General features: G+C 58.0%; 17 protein-coding genes. 12 read left to right on the top strand and 5 right to left on the bottom strand.

The annotated features are described in order from the left end of the window. The first annotated feature begins 8 nt into the window (after window positions 1-8). The 3 genes from cap2-3 (at window position 9) to P0D73_RS15830 (ending at window position 4,002) form a co-directional block, all read left to right on the top strand. Entirely contained in the window at window positions 9-2,234 is a 2,226-nt protein-coding gene (cap2-3, locus tag P0D73_RS15840; protein ID WP_408431950.1) for an anti-phage 6A-MBL system cap2_3 protein, read from the top strand. A gap of 27 nt (window positions 2,235-2,261) precedes the next feature. Continuing rightward, complete coding sequence (locus tag P0D73_RS15835) at window positions 2,262-2,981, top strand: hypothetical protein (RefSeq protein WP_408431948.1); 720 nt, start codon at window positions 2,262-2,264, stop codon at window positions 2,979-2,981. Between the two features lie 121 nt (window positions 2,982-3,102). Beyond that, on the top strand, window positions 3,103-4,002 hold the full coding sequence (locus P0D73_RS15830; RefSeq protein WP_408431946.1) for an HNH endonuclease: 900 nt from the start codon (window positions 3,103-3,105) through the stop codon (window positions 4,000-4,002). A gap of 496 nt (window positions 4,003-4,498) precedes the next feature. Here P0D73_RS15830 and P0D73_RS15825 read toward each other — a convergent pair whose 3' ends face one another. The 4 genes from P0D73_RS15825 to P0D73_RS15810 all read right to left on the bottom strand — a co-directional run bounded on the left by P0D73_RS15825 (window position 4,499) and on the right by P0D73_RS15810 (window position 6,312). Continuing rightward, a complete protein-coding gene (locus tag P0D73_RS15825) occupies window positions 4,499-4,756 on the bottom strand; it encodes a hypothetical protein (protein ID WP_408431944.1) in 258 nt (85 codons plus the stop codon). Window positions 4,757-4,810: 54 nt separating this feature from the next. Next, the gene (locus tag P0D73_RS15820) at window positions 4,811-5,278 is read right to left on the bottom strand and encodes a hypothetical protein (protein ID WP_192700391.1); all 468 of its coding nucleotides are present in this window, start codon (window positions 5,276-5,278) and stop codon (window positions 4,811-4,813) included. Between the two features lie 261 nt (window positions 5,279-5,539). After that, window positions 5,540-5,986 carry an H-NS family nucleoid-associated regulatory protein gene (locus P0D73_RS15815; protein WP_408431942.1) on the bottom strand — a complete coding sequence of 149 codons (447 nt, stop codon included), beginning with the start codon at window positions 5,984-5,986 and terminating at the stop codon, window positions 5,540-5,542. Window positions 5,987-6,030: 44 nt separating this feature from the next. Continuing rightward, a complete protein-coding gene (locus tag P0D73_RS15810) occupies window positions 6,031-6,312 on the bottom strand; it encodes an H-NS family nucleoid-associated regulatory protein (protein ID WP_408432141.1) in 282 nt (93 codons plus the stop codon). A gap of 308 nt (window positions 6,313-6,620) precedes the next feature. Here P0D73_RS15810 and P0D73_RS15805 point away from each other — a divergent pair, with 308 nt between their 5' ends. From P0D73_RS15805 to P0D73_RS15785, 5 genes are read left to right on the top strand one after another with little or no spacing between them, the layout of a single operon-like run. Continuing rightward, window positions 6,621-7,721, top strand: a complete 1,101-nt coding sequence (locus P0D73_RS15805) for an ABC transporter substrate-binding protein (protein WP_408431940.1) — start codon at window positions 6,621-6,623, stop codon at window positions 7,719-7,721. 45 nt (window positions 7,722-7,766) lie between these two features. Next, window positions 7,767-8,660, top strand: a complete 894-nt coding sequence (locus tag P0D73_RS15800) for a branched-chain amino acid ABC transporter permease (protein ID WP_408431938.1) — start codon at window positions 7,767-7,769, stop codon at window positions 8,658-8,660. Beyond that, complete coding sequence (locus P0D73_RS15795) at window positions 8,653-9,540, top strand: branched-chain amino acid ABC transporter permease (RefSeq protein WP_408431936.1); 888 nt, start codon at window positions 8,653-8,655, stop codon at window positions 9,538-9,540. Before P0D73_RS15800 ends, P0D73_RS15795 begins: the two co-directional genes overlap by 8 nt. Continuing rightward, entirely contained in the window at window positions 9,537-10,328 is a 792-nt protein-coding gene (locus P0D73_RS15790; protein ID WP_408431934.1) for an ABC transporter ATP-binding protein, read from the top strand. The genes P0D73_RS15795 and P0D73_RS15790 overlap by 4 nt, the downstream gene beginning before the upstream one ends. Then, window positions 10,325-11,044: an ABC transporter ATP-binding protein gene (locus tag P0D73_RS15785; RefSeq protein ID WP_408431932.1), complete on the top strand. Its 720-nt coding sequence runs from the start codon at window positions 10,325-10,327 to the stop codon at window positions 11,042-11,044. The genes P0D73_RS15790 and P0D73_RS15785 overlap by 4 nt, the downstream gene beginning before the upstream one ends. 178 nt (window positions 11,045-11,222) lie before the next feature. On the opposite strand, the gene P0D73_RS15780 is transcribed toward P0D73_RS15785, so the two are convergent. Further along, window positions 11,223-11,492 (bottom strand): type 2 periplasmic-binding domain-containing protein, encoded by a 270-nt coding sequence (locus tag P0D73_RS15780; protein WP_408431930.1) that lies wholly within the window; start codon window positions 11,490-11,492, stop codon window positions 11,223-11,225. Between the two features lie 137 nt (window positions 11,493-11,629). Here P0D73_RS15780 and P0D73_RS15775 point away from each other — a divergent pair, with 137 nt between their 5' ends. The 4 genes from P0D73_RS15775 to bktB are packed head-to-tail and all read left to right on the top strand — an operon-like array spanning window position 11,630 to window position 17,530. Further along, window positions 11,630-12,028, top strand: coding sequence for a dihydrodipicolinate synthase family protein (locus tag P0D73_RS15775; RefSeq protein ID WP_408431928.1), 399 nt, complete (start codon window positions 11,630-11,632; stop codon window positions 12,026-12,028). Next, window positions 12,025-15,504, top strand: coding sequence for an indolepyruvate ferredoxin oxidoreductase family protein (locus P0D73_RS15770; protein WP_408431926.1), 3,480 nt, complete (start codon window positions 12,025-12,027; stop codon window positions 15,502-15,504). The genes P0D73_RS15775 and P0D73_RS15770 overlap by 4 nt, the downstream gene beginning before the upstream one ends. Window positions 15,505-15,528: 24 nt before the next feature. Next, window positions 15,529-16,296 (top strand): SDR family NAD(P)-dependent oxidoreductase, encoded by a 768-nt coding sequence (locus P0D73_RS15765; protein ID WP_408431924.1) that lies wholly within the window; start codon window positions 15,529-15,531, stop codon window positions 16,294-16,296. A gap of 52 nt (window positions 16,297-16,348) precedes the next feature. Then, entirely contained in the window at window positions 16,349-17,530 is a 1,182-nt protein-coding gene (gene bktB, locus P0D73_RS15760; protein ID WP_408431922.1) for a beta-ketothiolase BktB, read from the top strand. Window positions 17,531-17,617 lie beyond the last annotated feature (87 nt).

The raw sequence follows: 17,617 nt of genomic DNA, 5'->3' as shown, positions 1-17,617 counted from the left end.
GACCGGAGATGAGTCCTCTTATTCAAGGTGCGATTCGGCTTATCGAGGCTCATGATTCGGTCGAAGCGGTCGCTGTTGTCGAAGCGCCGGCAGGCGTAGTCGAAGTCCGTGCGCAGTTCCGCGTCGACCTTCCGTCGCGATGTAAGGCGGCTGGGGTGAGCCTAAACGGTGTGCGGTCGCTCGAAGAGGTGCTCTTCGAGTTCGCGGCAGACTTTCCATCCACCGCACCGAGAATTACCCTTCGCGAGGATTTTCCTGACACACTTCCGCACACCTATTTGCACAAGAAAGGCGCACGGGTTCCGCCGTGCATCACGTTTGGAGACAAACGGGATGTGATGCATTCCGACGGCATCTATCGGCTGGCCGACCAGATGTCTGACTGGCTCGATAAAGCCGCGACGGACAGCCTCGCAGCGAACGAATACGGATGGGAGCCAAGCCGTCGCCATGTAGGAGTCAATTTTCTTGATTTAAACCCGGAAGACTTCGTCGACAGGCCACCGTTTGGTGGATGGCGAATGTTTTTGTGCTCATCGGTCTGGGCCAAGAGCGGCACGATGTCGATGGCCTTCGGGGGCGAGCGCGTATCGCCGGTTGGGCAGCGGCAATTTTTCGATGACCTGCTCAACCGCCTGAAGGTCAGCGAGCACACGTTTGCCGGGCGCGTTCCTTTAGTGTTCTTATGGCCGCAGGTAAGTGAAGCAGGGAAGCCAGCAGTCAACGCGCACTACAAGGCCGACTCGGTCACGACATTCGCGGAGCTAGCCGAGCAGGCAAGCGAGTGGCGTTGTAGGGTCGCGCTCAATGATTTCGTCAGCAATTTCAACAGGAACTGGGTTCGCCCTGGAGCACAGGGCGACCTCATCGCCTACCTGGTCTTCCCGATTCGTCGGCCGAAAAACATCATCGGGACCGCAACCGAATTTGAGATGATGGCCTATCGAATGCCTCTCTCATTTGCGACCAAGCTTTCCACTGCCGACATCACGCCGGTGACACCTGTCGCGATAAGTACACCGATTTCGTCTGAACTGCTGAGCCGCACGTCGGCGCTGAAGAAGCCGCCGGCGGGATTAACGCTGACGTTCCTTGGGTGCGGGAGTCTCGGTTCGAAAGCACTGATGCATGTTGTCCGTGCGGGCGCGAGCATAGGGCTGCTCATCGACGAGAAGAACATGGTTTCGCACAACGTCGCGCGCCATACTCTTCTCCCCGAGGATGCCGGCTTGCTGCGGGGAAAAGCTGAACGGCTCGCAGACATCGTCAGGAGCTTTGCAACGAAGCGGCCGAAGGCCTTCTTGGGTGACGTGCGAGGCCTCGACTTCTCTCACCCTAAATACCGCGATTTCTTCAACGGCGAACACTGCGTCATAGTCAACACCACGGGCTCGACTTCGGTTCGCTCGTTCTTGTCGACCCAGCCATTCCCGGCAAGGGTTATAGAAAGCGCGTTACTGAATCACGGGGCGGCGGCGTTCATGACCGTAGAAGGTCCTGGCAGGAATCCGTCGACGCTCGACCTTATTCATCATGCGTACGAGCGGTTGCGCCCCGCTGGCGTTCTGCAAAAACAAGGCGAAGAGAAGGAGAACGTCCTTGAGATTGGGGTGGGCTGTCACTCCGTGACTATCCCGATGCCCGACAGTCGTGTGTCCCTCGTGGCCGCAGGTGTTGGCCAGAAGCTCCTGCAGCTGCAGGAAACTGGTTTGCCGGATGCGGGTGTATCAGCGGTATCATTAGTTGGCGAAGACGGCATGTCAATTTCATGGACGCACGACAGCGTCGGACCTACGCATCTCGCACGTGTCCACGACGACGAGACGTGGTCAGTACGAGTTCTTGATGCCGCCCATCAAAAGATTTTGGCTGACGTGGCTCTCTATCCACACGTTGAATCGGGTGGCCTCATTGTCGGACGGGTATCTTCGTTGACGCGGGAAATCTTTATCACAGATGTTCTGCCCGCACCACAGGACAGCACTCGTTCTGCGACGCGCTTTGTTCTTGGAACCGAAGGAACAGTGGCAACTATCCGCGAATATGAGGCGCTGGGCGGGCAGACGCTTTCATGCCTTGGCACATGGCATAGCCACCTCGCGGTGAGCGGCCCGTCCCAGATGGACAGAGATACAGCAAAGCTGCTCGACGGGAAGCTGCGAAACGCAGCCGTGCTTCTGATACGTCATCCAGCAGGATATGCGGCATTGGTCCGCGACGGTGCGCCAGCGTAGAAGCATAATTTCGATTTTCGGGGATGGATGATGGATGCGCTACAAGGAGCTGCAGCAGCAGCTACAACGGGAAAATCGCTGAAACGTCGGAACATGATGTGGCTTGTTGCGGCCGGCATTGTCGATGTCATCGCATTGCTCGCGCTCGTGTTTCATCGCCCACTCGGTGATTTCACAGTCGATAAAATGGCGGCATTGAGGGCAAGTCTGACCGTGTTGCTTCCCGTGCCGATTCTTATGCTTTCGTACCTGCTGTCGCAATCGCAGAAGGCGACGATAGTATTTTGGCGGTTGAAGCACCCGATGCCAGGCTGCCGGGCGTTCTCGGTACATGCCCGAGCTGATGTTCGAATTGACCTCGCAACATTGAAAGCAAACGTGGGTGAGTTTCCCACCGATGAGCGAGCCCAAAATTCGACGTGGTACCGGCTCTACAAACTGGTGGAAAACGACACTGCCGTGCTTGAAAGTCACCAGAACCATTTGATGTTTCGCGATATTGCGGCAATGTCGCTTTTGCTCGTAATAGTGGTGCCTGTCTGCCTCATACTCTTCGGAAATCCCACCTCATTAGCAATGTACTGCGGTCTGTTTTTCCTCGCACAATATCTTCTGACCGCGCTAGCTTCGAAGAACAATGGGATACGCTTCGTCCAGAATGTCCTCGCGATTCATGCCGCGAAGAAGGTTCGCACGGCAAAGCCGACGACACCTCGGAAAAAAACTGGCGAAGCGGCACAAAAGTGAGCAGTGCGTGACCTATCGAAAGTATCATCACGCCATCTTGCAGCATACGGGGCTGAAGGAAAAATAAGAGTCCACGCGAATTATTAGCGCTACGCGTGGCGCTCCTGCTTGCAGACAAAATATGACAACTCTGGCAGACCTAAAACCGGTTACAACGCAGCTCGTCCGCGACATCGCAGCGAAGGTCGGTGTCCCTATGACAACGCAGTACGATTGGTGCTTCAAAGGCGAGGGTGGCCCATACCTTGTCAACATCTGGCACGACGGCATGGATGAGGATAGCGATGAGATTTTTTTCATCGACACCGCGTCGGACTGGGCGCAGGAGAATATCACCACGGCCACGCCGGTCCAATTGAACCGCGCGGACGCGGTATCCGCATTGATGGTAGAAGCCTACTACCGAAAAATGCCGATTCATGTCGCCATTCTCGATGGCGTACGGAAGATGAAAGGGCTGAGAGAGACTAGCGAGGCACACCAACGCGAGCTGGACCCCGTCCTCTGGTACCCACATCATCGGAATAAAGACCGCCGGATTGTTGTTATTCGCGGTAAGCCGCAACCCGCCGAGTTCGACCCTTATGCAGAAGACCAGGAGTATGAGAAGCAGCGCAGAGCTTCGTCGGCCGCCGCAGCTCTCCCAAAGAAGGTCATTGCTCCGACTACGGCCACAGCGATTTATGAGCGCGACTCGGCGGTAGTCCGCGCAGCGAAGCTGCGAGCTGCAGATGGGTGCTGTGAGCTATGTGGCAAGAAGGGGTTCGTGACGGCGAGTGGTGCTCACTACCTGGAAGCGCACCATGTCATTCCGCTGAATTGTGGCGGGGCTGACGATGAACGAAATGTTGTCGCTATCTGCGCAGACGACCATCGACAGGCTCATTACGGGGAAGACCGACATGACCTCCGTGACACTATGATTTGGGACGTGCTTGCAAAGAAGTACCCCATGACGATGAATTCTTCGAACGCCTCGATGAAAAGTCCCACCAAATCGCACAGAGCGAGACCGGCTTGAAACGGTTGGAAGAAAACAGGATTGAAACATAAGCCCGGAACGGCACGCCGGTGAACATGTGAGAAAGCTTGAAGGGGCAGCGTATGCGTGGTCGTTGCCCTCCCCCCAACGTGCAGGACCCCTGTATCAATGACTGTCAATCATCTCGCTCAAACCCTGTTTGTTGGTGCTGGGCAAATTGCGGAAACATTTGTGGACGCGCTTGGACTGAAGCATCACGAGAAGGTCGAAACGCTGTCGAGCCCACTTTTGCGGTGGCTCGATTTCCGGCTTCGTTTCATCGAGCCGCGCCCTCGGAAGGTCCACTATTCGAACAAGCTTCCGAAAGAACGGTTTGCTATCCACGGGGCGGCATCACATCAGCTTCGACTTCGAGCTTAGTATTCAACGCCCAAATGCAACTACGCAAAGACATCGAATCCGTCGCAGCGTGCGGGCTTGGCGTACCCGGTGGAACCAGAAAATCGCTGGCCCACCGGCCACCTGACAACTACGTTTAGGTTGTCAACTCGGCACCAGACTCGACTGCGGCCACCGGAGCGGGCACGGCCACGCTCTGGCGCGGCGCTTTTTTCGCCGGCGCCTTCTTAGCCGGCACCTTCGCGCGCTGTGCCTTCTTGGCAGCAATTTTCTTCGCCGTCGGGGCCTTTTTTGCAATAGCCTTCGTGACCGCCGGTTTTACATCGGCCGCCGTGCGGTCGCCATCAATCAAAAACTTACTGCGGGCGAGCGCTGCAGGATGCAGGCGATGCAATCAGGCACTGCGGGGCAACGCTCTATACCGACATCGCGCCGTTCAGTTCTGACGTCAGAACTGCGGCGCTGCCGGGTAGCAGGTCCCTCCAAAGTCCATGTAGGCCGTGTGCTGCTTAGGGTCAACGCTGTAAGTAATCTGCCCTTGCCCGTTTATGCGATTCACCTGCACTGCAACGTACTGTATAACCTTACCCTTGTAAGGCAGGTTCACTTGTTGCACCGCTGCGTACCATTCGTCGTCGTTCTCATACATGCGAGCGTCGACGTGACCAGCGAGACTGGTGTCAACGGAGATAACACCACGGACTTTGTCGACAACGATGACCTCGCGGACGCCTTTATGCTCGGCTGTGAAGTTCGGGCCGAATCCGTTTCCGAACTGCAACTGACTCCCGATGCACGACAGATAAATCGGCTTCTCGGGTGCGACGGGCTGGCCGTTTGCGCCAATCGTCACTTGCGCTATCGCCGGTGAGCCCACCGCAATCATCGCCACAAAAGCTTTTAATTTTGTTTTCATCCCCGGCCCCATCGTTGTTATGCCGGCATTTTAGCTGAAGTCCTGCGGGTGCTGGCTGACAGGGTGATGTGGCTATGGGCTCGCAGTTGCGTGGCGCTGGCGCAGTCGGTAGCTGCATAGTTGGCAGGCACCTTGCGAAGCAGCACGCTCAACAGCAAGCCGCGCGACGTCAGGCAGCACAGGCGGAATAAAACGTCGTCGGCTTGGTGTCCCCGGTGGAACCAGAAAATCGCCGGTCCACCGGGTACCTGGCAACTCCGCTTAGGTCGTCAACTCGGCACCAGACTCGACTGCGGCCACCGGAGCGGGCACGGCCACGCTCTGGCGCGGTGCTTTCTTCGCCGGCGCCTTCGCGCTCACGGACTTCTTTGCAACCACTTTCTTCGCCACAACATTCTTCGCCGGTGCGGTCTTTGTCGCTGCGACCTTCTTGACTGCGGCTTTCTTGGCAATTGCCTTTTTGGTCGAAGGCTTCGTCTCAGTCGAAGCACTCACATCGGCCACCGCGCCGGCGCCATCAATAAGAAACTTGCTGCGGTCTTTCGCATCGGCCAGCCACGCCGGCGCCCGCCCGCGCCCACTCCAGGTCGCGCCCGTCTTGGGGTCACGGTAAAGCGCCGGCTGCGCTCCTTTCTGCTGCCCCTTGCCACCAGTCGCACCGCTCGACTTCGAAGCCCCCTTCTTTGCCGCAGCCTTCGCCTTGCTCACTACACCTGCATTCGCCGCAACAGTCGGTTCATCGCCGCTTGCAATCAAGAAAAATTATTCCGGTACTTGGCTTCAGCAATCCATGCCGGCGCGCGACCGCGGCCGCTCCAAGTTGCACCGGACTTTGGGTTTCGGTACATCGGCGGCTGTGGACCACGAACATTTGCTCCCGCCGCCTTTGCCTTCGTGGCTGAAGCCGACTTCGCCGTCGCCGTCGCTGCGTCAACCAGGAATCGGTCGCGATTCTTTGCGGTGGCAATCCACTTTGGGGCGCGTCCGTACCCGGACCATGTTGCGCCGATTTTCGGGTTCCAGTGTTTTGGCAACAGGCGTACCGACTTCGCGGCGTTCTTCGCGCGTCGCCCCCCGAATCGGGGAAAATCAGAATACAAAAGTGTAGACAATCAGCTAGTCTGGTGCCGTTAGGGCGAGGCTCGTTGACCTTCCGGCCGCAGCGCAAGCAGAACTCTGATAGTCGGGAAAATCGCGCAAACGCAAGTCCAGTAAGCATTTGACGACGCAGCCTGCCGCTGGCAGCGATTACAGACATCGACGTTTTTATTGACAAAATTTTTTTTCGGATAAATTGTCGACACTTGTGTAGTTTAATTTCCATCGTTGAGAGGGCGTCATCATGAAGTTTGCGAAGGAGCTGTGCATCAGCGCTGTTGCGAGCGCGTTGCTTTCTATTGCGACCGCTTCGGCCGCACAGACGGTGTCGCTTGGCGCGGTGTTGCCGCTTACGGGAGCGAGTGCATCCGTCGGAGACGACCAACGACGGGGTATTGAACTGGCAGTCGAACAAGTCAACGCGCATAACGGCGTGCTGGGTCAGAAGCTACAGGTCGTCGTGGAGGATTCCGGCGGCAATGCGGCGACGGCGTTGAGTTCAGCAAGAAAACTCGTTTCTGTGAACAAAGTCCCCGTTGTGCTCGGCGAGTTTTCCTCAGGAATCACTATCCCGGTCGGCGAATACGTCGTTCAGCAGGGCGACGTACATATCAACATCGGTTCATCGAGCCCAGCAATCCGCAAAATCGGCGAAGGGTCGTTCAGCGTTATCGGACTCGACGACCTGTCGGCTCGCTTCGCGGCGGGAGACGTCTTCGCCCAGAGCCTGAAAGACGTAGCGTTCATCGCACCGAACAACTCCTACGGTCAAGGTGTCGCCTCCGAATTCAAAAAGCGATTCGAGTCGCTTGGTGGCAAAGTATCTTCCGTCGTGCTGTACAGCGAAGGACAGTCGACATATCGACGCGAGCTGCAGCAGATGTCTCGCTCGTCTCCTCAGGCCTACGTTTATAGTGCCTACGGACAAGAGGCGGCGACCATCAATCGCGAAGCGTACGAACTTGGTTTGAGCAAAAAGAAGTGGTACGGCATTTACCTCACCATGTGCACGAGCGACACGGTGCCACAAGCCGCTCAGGGACAGGAAGGACTTGAAGTCGCGTCCATTGGCGCGGGTGGCAAGACTTACGAACAGGCATATCGCGAGAAATACAAGGAAGCTCCGAAGTCCTCATTCGGCAGCTATGCGTACGACGGCGTGATGGTAGCGGCGGCCGCAATCAATAAGGCCGGGGCAACTGACCCCGCAAAGATTCGCGCGGCAATGAAGACCGTCGTACCGTACAACGGCGCGACCGGCACGATTGCCTTCGACGACGCAGGTCAAAGAAAAGAGCAGCCGTACGACAAGGTGAAGTTCGATACCAAGGTCGTTGCCCGATAAGCTCCGCCGCGCTGCTCTGCGGCGCGGCCGCCCAGGAGAGTCCCCATGCTTCAATTCATCGTCGATGTCCTGATACGAACTTCGGACATCATGCTGGTGGCGGTGGGCCTGAGCGTTGTGTATTCACTGGTCAAATTTCCGAACATCGCGCACGTCCAGTACGCGATGCTGGGCGCGTTCGGTACTTTGGCGTTGAATCGCACAGGTCTGCCTTTCTCACTTGCGCTCATCGGGGCATGTATCGCGACAGGCGTGGTCGCGGTTCTGCTCAATGTGCTCGTTTTCAAGCGGCTTCTACGTTCCGGCAGTTCAATTGCGATGATTGGCTCGCTTGCCATCTCGATGATTCTCATCGCAGTTGTACTGGGTATCGCCGGCTCGCGGCCGTTCCGGTATTCGTCGGGGCTGTCGAGCCCAATTACCCTCGGCTCAACCGTCATTTCGGTCGACCAGATTACCTCGATTGCGTGCGGGTTCGGTTGTGTTGCGCTGCTCGCGGTTCTGCTCTTCAAAACGGGGGTCGGCCGCTCGATGCGGGCCATGTCGTCGAATCCCGCGCTGGCCGCAGCGACCGGAGTAGATGGTGCACGGGTGGTCAACGGAATCACGTTCCTCAGCGGCGCATTGGCTGCGTTGGGCGGGACAATGTTGGGTCTGACCGAGAGCGTACACGTTGCCTTGGGCACCAACCTGCTGCTGCCAGTGTTCGCCGCAGCCATTCTCGGAGGCCTCGGCAATCCTCTTGGTGCAGCAGCAGGCGCGTTGCTGATTTCAGTTTCCGAGACGCTGGTGACCAATCTCGACTTCGGTTGGCTTTTCGGCACATCCGACGTCTATGTTCCGGTGACGTATATAAGCGCCGCGTCGTTCGTGATTTTGCTCGTCGCGCTTCTTTTCAAGCCGTACGGCATCTTCGACCGGGAGGTCCGCCGTGTATAGCTTCCTTCTGCACGTTGCGACACTGAGCTGCATTTATGCGCTGCTCGGACTGGCGTTGAATCTACAGGCAGGCTTCGCCGGACTTCTGAACTTCGGTTTTGTAGCGTTCGCGGGTGTCGGTGCCTACGCGTCAGCAATTACCTCCTCACTCGGATATCCCGCACCAGTTGGCATACTCTTTGGCGTCGTAGCCGCAATCGTTGTGGGCTTCTTCATAGCTCGGCTGGGGCGCAACCTCGCGTCTGACTACTGGGCGATTGCCACCCTGGCGGTGGCGGAGCTCATCCGCACTGTCGCGCTCAACGAAAACTGGCTCACGGGCGGCGCCCAGGGCATCAGCGGCGTGCCGCCATTGTTCAGAGGCGCGTCCGGCGTCCAGAATGACCTCGCATTTTTTCTGCTGGCGCTCGCCATGGTTGCGATTGCACTGTTCGCCTGCGTTCGGCTTTCCCGTGGACGTTTCGGCCGAGCCATCCGACTGATGCGTGAGGAGCCTGCGCTGGCAACCAGTCTCGGCTATCAGCTCGTTCCGCTCAAGGTTAAAGCGACGGTCACGAGCGCCGCGATAGCGTCGGTCGGAGGTTCTCTGCTCGCGCACTACATGAGCTTCGTTGGCCCGGACTACATGCTCGCGTCCGAGACCTTCGTCATCTGGACGATGGTCATGATTGGCGGGCTTGGCAATAATCTCGGCGTCGTGCTCGGCGCATTGCTCGTCGAAGCCATTTATAGCGCGGTGCCATTCGCCAAGGACTATCTCAACATTAGCAGCGATATCGCTGGCGCCGTCCGGCTCGGCACAATCGGCGTTGTCCTGCTTGGCTGTCTTCTGGTTCGACCAGGCGGTCTACTTCCCGAAAAAATCCGGAGCGCAACATGAGCACGATGCTTCGATTGCAGGATGTCCACAAGTCCTTTGGTGGAAACAGCGTCCTGACCGGACTCAACTTTCACGTCACGACAGGCGAAATCGTAGGTCTGCTCGGACCGAACGGTTGCGGGAAGAGCACCGTGCTCAACGCAATCACCGGTTATTGCCCGATTGACCAAGGTCTCATCGAGGTCGGCGGTCAGCCGGTGAGCGGCCTGTCCTCCCATCAGATTGCCGTAAAGGGTGTACGGCGGACCTTCCAGCTGCCGTCAATGCCCACGCGGATGACGGTGAAAGAAGTTGTGATGGCCGCGTCGACACGAAGCCACGGATTGTTCAGTACGCTTTTCAGGTCTGGTGCGACACGCAGCCTTGAGCATGAGACGCGTGAGCGCGCGCATCGCCTTCTCGAAGAACTGCTTCTCACGAAGGTCGCGCATCTGCCCGCTGCCTCCATCTCTGGCGGGCAGAAGAAACTCCTGGGCATCGCTTGCGCGATGATGGAGCAACCAGCATTGCTGCTCCTCGATGAACCAATGGCTGGCGTTCACCCGAACTTGCGTTCAGAGCTCGTCACCACGCTCAAGAGAATCAACGGACAAGGCATCACGCTAGTCATCATTGAGCACGATATGCATTTCATTTCAGAGACGTGCAGCCGCTGCATTGTTCTGGATAAGGGAAAAACTGTGGCGGACTGCCTTCCGTCAGAGCTCGAAACTCATGAAAGCGTGGTTGAGGCGTATCTCGGCAAGAAGCCGGGCGGCCAGTATCAGGTTGCGGGGGTGATTGCATGATTTCCGTCAACAATGTCGTCGCCGGCTACACACGCGACGTTGATATTCTTCGTGGCATTTCAATCAACGCGAAGCAACTCGAAATTGTCACCATCCTTGGCCCGAACGGCTGTGGGAAGTCGACCCTGCTAAAGACGGTCGCGGGTTTCCTGGTGCCGCGGGAGGGAAATGTCACCCTGGACGAGAAGGACATCGGACAGGTGCCAGTGTTCAAGAAGGTCAGGAAATACGATATCGGCTTCGTGCCTCAGACCGACAACGTGTTCGGCTCGCTATCGGTCTGGGAAAATCTCGCGCTTGGCGGGCAGTTCATGCAGAAGCAGGACAAGGAAAGTAGGCTGGATGAACTTTGTTCCGCCTATCCAGTATTGAAGCGCAAGCTCCGGGCACGGGCAGCCGGCATGTCCGGCGGAGAGCGGCAGATTCTGTCGCTCGCGCGCGCATTGATGCCGAGGCCACGTTTCCTCTTGCTTGACGAGCCTTCGGCTGGGCTATCTCCAAAGTTGCTGGGCGAAGTCTTCGACGCAATTGTCGAACTACGCAACACCGAGCGCATCGGAGTGTTGATGGTGGAGCAGAATGCGACCGAGGCTTTGCGCATTTCTGACCGAACCTATGTTCTTTCTATGGGCCAAGTTGCGTTGGAGGGCAAGTCGTCCGACCTGCTCGCGAGTGATGAGATGCGCCGCCTCTACTTGGGTGGCCGTCCTCATTAGCGTTTTCTGTCGTTTCGAAACGATGTGTCCGCATGGATGGCACCGCGCGCGGACACATCGCCCTCCCATCGCTCCGGCTTGACACTCTCAGTGCCCCTATCCCGAGTCAATGCGTTAATCAGCAGTTGTGCGCCAGGCGAGACAGGCGCACCCTGCCGGGGTCACGAGCTCGTATGGCTCACTCCGCGAGGTAACCGCTAACGCGAGCCTCGTCGCCCCGGCCTTGATTGGTGCAGAAGTCTGCAACAGCAACGGGCAGCATGGCCACGAACGCCGGATTGGTCTGTAAGAGCGACATGGTTGTGAAGTCTGATGTTGTTTCGACCAGGCGTACCGGCAGCCGCAGCCCTGCTTCGTGAAATTCACGCTCGAGTAAACACCGGATTGGCATGCTCGCGCGGTAGACAAACCGCCGCGTGAGGCAAGGACGTAGGGTAAGTTCTGCCATTAAAAGAGGGCCGAACTTTTCAATTAATTGTCGACACTTGTGTAGAATAAAAACAAAACATTCGTCGACTCGTGTTGTGGCTAATGCTTGGACGGGTCGTCACCGTGGTCATGACGCCCCATTTGCGGGAGATGTTTATGAGCAATCTTGAGGTTTCGAAGCATGCTGACATAAGTCTGCCCCGCGGCAGCATCGTTGCGCTGATTACGCCCTTCATGACCGACGGAAGGGTCGATTGGGCCAAATTGCGCAGTCTCATCGACTTCCATATCCAAAGCGGCACGGCCGCGATTGCAGTAGCCGGAACGACGGGCGAGTCGTCGACGCTCTCCCATGCCGAGCACCGCGACGTTATTGCGGCGACGGTTGAGCACTCGGCTGGACGCACTCATGTAATGGCTGGAGTCGGAGCCAATTCCACTTCGGAAGCGGTTGCTCTCGCACAGTCTGCCTCCGACTGTGGTGCTGAGCCTCAAAGCGCGATGTGGGACTGGAAGTCGCAACTTGCTGAAGAAGGCACCACCTCGAAGGAATGACCGTGACTCTGCGCAAAGTAACTCTTGATGACAAGTACACCCTCGACAGCGGGCGGATTTTTCTGACCGGCGTCCAGGCGCTTGTTCGACTGCCTTTAATGCAGCAACGCAGCGACAAGGCGAACGGTCTGCAAACGGCTGGCTATATTTCCGGCTACCGCGGCTCTCCCCTCGGCACTTACGACGCCGAACTGGGGAAGGCGAAGAAGTTTTTGGGCGAAGCTAACGTTGTGTTCGTGCCGGGGGTGAATGAAGACCTGGCGGCAACCGCTGTCTGGGGAACCCAGCAAGCAGAGACCAGCGGCGAAGGTAAGTTCGACGGTGTCTTCTCCATCTGGTACGGGAAAGGTCCGGGCGTTGACCGCAGTGGCGATGCATTCCGTCACGCAAACCTCGCCGGCAGCTCGAAGCACGGGGGCGTTCTGGTCCTGATGGGTGACGACCACACGTGCGAGTCGTCAACCACATGCCATCAGTCGGAATTCGCGCTTGTCGACGCGGCCATTCCAATTCTGAGCCCTAGCGGCGTTCAGGAGATTCTCGACTATGGTCTGTACGGCTGGGCCTTGTCGCGTTTTTCCGGATGCTGGGTCGGTATCAAATGCGTGAAGGACACCGCCGACGCGTCAGCGGCCATTAATGTCGAGCTCAATCGCGTGATGCCCACGCTCCCCGCTGATGTCCAGATGCCGACGGGCGGGTTGAATCTTCGCCTGCCTGACACGCCGCAAGACCAGGAATATCGCCTCCACAACTTCAAGCTCGATGCCGTTCGCGCGTTCGTGCGAGCCAATGGGCTGGACGGCGTCACGCTAGGGAAGCCGGGAGCAAGAATCGGCGTGGTGACTCACGGGAAGAGCTATCTCGACCTGCTGCAAGCCATTGACGACCTTGACATCACTGAAACTGACCTCGAAGCGATGGGTATCTCGGTTTATAAGGTCGCCTGCACCTGGCCGCTCGAGCCACAGGGCATCCGCGAATTTGCGGGTGGCCTTGACCTGATGATGGTCGTCGAAGAGAAGCGTAGCCTCCTTGAGTCGCAGATTAAGGACATCCTGTACCGCGAGCCCAACGCGCCGGTCGTAATCGGCAAGCAGGACGAGAACGGCAAGAAGCTGTTTCCTGTCGAGATGTCTTTCAGCTCGCTCCATATTGCCGTCGCTCTGGGACAACGGCTTGCGCAACGTAGTGGCGACCAGCGCATCGCCGAGCGTGTCTCATTCCTGACGGAACTGAGCAAGGTGGAATTCGCTCCTGAAGCGATGCTGCGCAGCTTTTACTTCTGCAGCGGCTGCCCGCACAACTCGTCGACCATCATCCCGGAAGGAAGCAAAGCCTACGCCGGTATCGGCTGCAGCTGGATGGCGCAGACGATGGACCGCAATACGCTCGGCTACACTCAGATGGGTGCCGAAGGCATGGCATGGGTCGGAGAGGCTCCATTTTCCAAGCGCGAGCACATGTTTCAGAACATGGGAGATGGCACCTATTTTCACTCGGGTCTACTCGCGGTCCGCGCGGCGATTGCGGCAAAAACCAACATCACGTTCAAGATTCTGTACAACGACGCCGTCGCGATGACCGGCGGTCAACGTCACGATGGTCAGCTCAGTCCGATGACCATCACGACGCAGGTTCATGCGGAAGGTGTGAGCCGTATCTTAGTTGTGACAGATGACCCTGCCAAATATCCGCCGGACGCGGGTTGGGCCAAGGGCGTGACGATTCACCATCGTTCCGAGCTTCAGAAGGTGCAGGAAGAGCTCAGGGACATTCCTGGTGTGACGGTTCTCGTTTATGACCAGACCTGCGCCGCCGAGAAGCGACGCCGCCGCAAGCGTAAACAGTTTCCCGACCCGCCCAAACGTCTTGTCATCAATGACCTGGTCTGCGAGGGCTGCGGAGATTGCGGCGTCAAATCCAATTGCGTTTCGCTTGTGCCGCTTGAGACGGAGTTCGGCCGTAAGCGCGCTATCGACCAGTCGTCCTGCAACAAGGACTACTCGTGCAACAACGGGTTCTGCCCGAGTTTCGTCACGGTTCATGGCGGCAGTCTTCGCAAGGCAGGTAAGGTCAAGCCAAACGTCGAGCTGTTCCCGGCGCTGGTCGAACCTGACCGTCCCTCACTCGATGACGGCGTGTATTCAATCATCGTAACGGGTGTTGGCGGCACTGGAGTCGTGACCATCGGTGCAATCCTCGGCATGGCCGCACACCTAGAAGGCAAAGGTTGCGGGATTCTCGACATGGCTGGTCTCGCCCAGAAAGGCGGCTCGGTGTGGTCACACCTTCGCTTCGGCAAGAACCCGGCTGCTATCAAGGCTATCCGGATTGCCGCTGGTGGCGCAGACGCCGTTCTGGGTTGCGACCTCGTTGTCGCAGCAAGCCGGAAGACCCTCGCTGCGACTCGCAAGGGCGCGACGCGGATGCTCGTCAATACGCATGAGGTCATGACGGGCGAATTCACCCGGCACCCCGACCTCAAGTTCCCTTCACCGGAGCTGCGAGCTGGCATCACCGACGCCGTCGGCAGTGATTGCGTCGAGTTTGTGGATGCGACCAAGTATGCGCTCAACATCTTCGGCGACACCATTGCCGGCAACATGTTCATGCTTGGCTACGCGTATCAGCGGGGCCTTATCCCGATTAGCTCCGAGGCTATCGATGCTGCAATCGAACTCAACGGTGCGGGCGTGAAGATGAACAAGGAAGCGTTCCTCTGGGGACGTCGCGCGGCCCTGTCGCCCAGCTCTGCCGAGCGGGCACTTGTCGCGGCCAAGCCTATGCGCGAATCAGTGCAGATTTCGTCGTCGCTCGACGAGCTCATCGAACGCAAGGTCATGTTCCTTTCCGAATACCAGAACGCGGCATACGGAAAGCGCTATCGCGCACTGGTGAACCGCGTCCGCGAATGGGAACGGACCGTTACACCGCGGCAGGACGCCGTGACACGAGCTGTCGCAAACGGCTATTTCAAGGTGCTTGCCTACAAGGACGAGTACGAAGTCGCAAGGCTTCATTCCTCGCCGGAATTCGTTGAGAGCCTCAAGCAGCAGTTCGAGGGTGACTTCCGCCTTGCTTTTAACCTTGCGCCCCCGGGACTGACCGGCAGGGACGAACTGACCGGCGAGCCTCGCAAAAAGGAATTCGGAGCCTGGATTCTGCCTGTGTTCCGGACGCTTTCGAAGCTCAAGGTGCTTCGCGGAACACCTCTGGACGTGTTTGGCTACACAGCCGAACGGCGGATGGAGCGCGGACTGATTACACGATACGAGCAGACCGTCGACGAGATTCTCCGTCACGGCACGGCGCGCAACTATCAGGCAGTCGTCCGGGCTGCATCGATGGTTGAAAAGATTCGTGGATATGGACACGTCAAAGAGCGCAACTTTAAATCCGTGGACGCGGAGTGGACCAACGCTGTCGCTCAGTTGTCCAAGCCGTCCGTGATTGAGCTGAAGCAAGTGGCGTGAGAAACGCAGGAGCAAAGGACAGGGATGACATTCGATTTCGACCTTGCTGGAAAAAGTGTGCTGGTCACCGGAGCGTTTAGCGGCTTGGGGCTGCACTTTTCAAGAACACTGGCGGCGCAGGGATGTCAGGTCGCAATGTGTGGTCGGCGCATCTCGCTTGGTACCGGTCTGGCTCGCTCGCTCTGCGAGGAAGGGCAGATTGCACACGCCTTCGAGTTGGACGTGACGGATGCAGACTCGATTACCCGCTGCCTGGACGCGGTGAGTGAAAGAGTCGGCATGCCGGCGGTGCTGATTAATAACGCCGGAGTTGCTCACCATTCACCTGCGCTTTCGACCACGGACGACTCGTGGAATCAGACAATTGAGGTGAACCTGAATGGCGTATGGAAGATGACTCGCGCCTATGCCAGCAAGTTGAAGGAGACGGAAGCGCCCGGAAACGTAATCAATATCGCGTCGATTCTGGGCTTGCGTGTCGCGCAGCAGGTGGCGGCATACGCTGTCTGCAAAGCGGGGGTGATTCAGCTCACCAAGGCTTTGGCACTGGAGCTTGCGCGCTACCGAATCCGCGTGAATGCGATTGCGCCGGGCTACTTTGAAACCGACCTGAATCGGGATTTCTTCGAGACGGACGCCGGCACACAACTGGTCAAACGCATCCCGATGCGAAGACTTGGCTCTCTGCCGGAGCTGGACGGTCCGCTTCTCACGCTGGCCTCCCACGCATCCTCGTTCATGACTGGTTCAGTCATCACGGTCGATGGTGGCCACCTGGTCAGCTCTCTTTGAATGTACGACCGACCGATTTTCGGTATAGCGCGTTAAGCGCTCAGGAGGTTGAATGTCTGAGGAAGTAGTCGTTCTTAGTGCTGTTCGTACCGCAATTGGTGACTATGGGAAATCGCTGGCCAGCGTTCAGCCCACGTCGCTGGGAGCACTTGTCGTCCGTGAAGCGCTGTCTCGCGCTGCTGTCGACCCGGCAGTCGTAACCCAGATTGTGTTCGGCAACGTCATTCACACCGAGCCATCGGATATGTATCTCGCCCGCGTTGCGGGAATGGAAGCTGGTCTTTCTGAGACGTCGACGGCTTTAACTCTGAACCGCCTTTGTGGCTCGGGTTTGCAAGCAGTCATCTCGGGCTCCCAGGCGCTCGCAGTTGGCGACGGCGACTACATTGTCGCGGGAGGCGCCGAAAGCATGTCCCGCGCTGCCTATTCGATGCTTGATGCTCGCTGGGGCAAGCGAATGGGCGACTCGAAGGTGGTTGACATGATGGTCGGGGCGCTTACTGACCCCTTCGAGAAGTACCACATGGGACAGACGGCCGAGAACATTGCTGTGAAGTACGGAATCTCCCGGGACCAGCAGGACGAACTTGCACTCGAGTCGCACCGCCGGGCCGCAGCGGCAATTGAGGCCGGACGTTTTAAATCACAGATTGTGCCTGTCCCTGTGCGCAGCAAAACCGGTCAAATCTCATTTGAGACTGACGAACACGTACGGCCGAACATCACCCGGGAAGACCTCAGCAAGCTCAAGGCCGCTTTCGCTGTAGAGGGAACGGTCACACCCGGCAACGCTTCGAGCCTGAACGACGGTGCCTCGGCGGTCGTACTGGCCTCCGCAAAGGCAGCCAGTCGAGACGGACACACTCCATTGGCGAGGTTGGTTTCCTACGGACACGCGGGCGTCGCTCCAGCCTACATGGGAATCGGCCCCGTACCTGCCGTTAGGGTCGCGTTGCAGCGTGCGGGTCTGTCTCTGGACGACATCGACGTGATAGAGGCGAACGAGGCCTTTGCCGCGCAGGCTTGCGCGGTCGCGCAAGAACTTCGATTTGACGCGGCCAAACTGAATCCGAACGGCTCCGGAATCTCGCTCGGCCACCCTATTGGCGCGACTGGAGCCATTCTGGTGACCAAGGCAGTTCACGAACTGCACCGTGCGGGCGCGCGCTATGCGTTGGTCACGATGTGTATCGGCGGCGGCCAGGGAATCGCTGCGATTTTCGAGCGCATCTGAGTACGCTCTGCGGTGACGGAGCCCTGGAATATGGGGCGTTCTGTCACCGAATTGGTACACAGCGTGGCCTACCGTTAGCTCCGTGGC

The sequence above is a fragment of the Paraburkholderia sp. RL18-101-BIB-B genome (genome assembly GCF_046026985.1).
In the GTDB taxonomy this organism is placed as follows: Bacteria; Pseudomonadota; Gammaproteobacteria; order Burkholderiales; family Burkholderiaceae; genus Paraburkholderia.
This window is presented reverse-complemented; position numbering and strand designations above follow the sequence as displayed.

Bases quoted from the DNA above. Each gene is read 5' to 3' on its own strand.
- P0D73_RS15820 (WP_192700391.1), bottom strand. From the start codon at position 5,278: ATGAAAACAAAATTAAAAGCTTTTGTGGCGATGATTGCGGTGGGCTCA.
- P0D73_RS15830 (WP_408431946.1), top strand. From the start codon at position 3,103: ATGACAACTCTGGCAGACCTAAAACCGGTTACAACGCAGCTCGTCCGC.
- P0D73_RS15785 (WP_408431932.1), top strand. From the start codon at position 10,325: ATGATTTCCGTCAACAATGTCGTCGCCGGCTACACACGCGACGTTGAT.
- P0D73_RS15780 (WP_408431930.1), bottom strand. From the start codon at position 11,492: ATGGCAGAACTTACCCTACGTCCTTGCCTCACGCGGCGGTTTGTCTAC.
- P0D73_RS15770 (WP_408431926.1), top strand. From the start codon at position 12,025: ATGACCGTGACTCTGCGCAAAGTAACTCTTGATGACAAGTACACCCTC.
- P0D73_RS15800 (WP_408431938.1), top strand. From the start codon at position 7,767: ATGCTTCAATTCATCGTCGATGTCCTGATACGAACTTCGGACATCATG.
- P0D73_RS15765 (WP_408431924.1), top strand. From the start codon at position 15,529: ATGACATTCGATTTCGACCTTGCTGGAAAAAGTGTGCTGGTCACCGGA.
- P0D73_RS15775 (WP_408431928.1), top strand. From the start codon at position 11,630: ATGAGCAATCTTGAGGTTTCGAAGCATGCTGACATAAGTCTGCCCCGC.
- P0D73_RS15790 (WP_408431934.1), top strand. From the start codon at position 9,537: ATGAGCACGATGCTTCGATTGCAGGATGTCCACAAGTCCTTTGGTGGA.
- P0D73_RS15805 (WP_408431940.1), top strand. From the start codon at position 6,621: ATGAAGTTTGCGAAGGAGCTGTGCATCAGCGCTGTTGCGAGCGCGTTG.
- cap2-3 (WP_408431950.1), top strand. From the start codon at position 9: ATGAGTCCTCTTATTCAAGGTGCGATTCGGCTTATCGAGGCTCATGAT.
- P0D73_RS15835 (WP_408431948.1), top strand. From the start codon at position 2,262: ATGATGGATGCGCTACAAGGAGCTGCAGCAGCAGCTACAACGGGAAAA.
- bktB (WP_408431922.1), top strand. From the start codon at position 16,349: ATGTCTGAGGAAGTAGTCGTTCTTAGTGCTGTTCGTACCGCAATTGGT.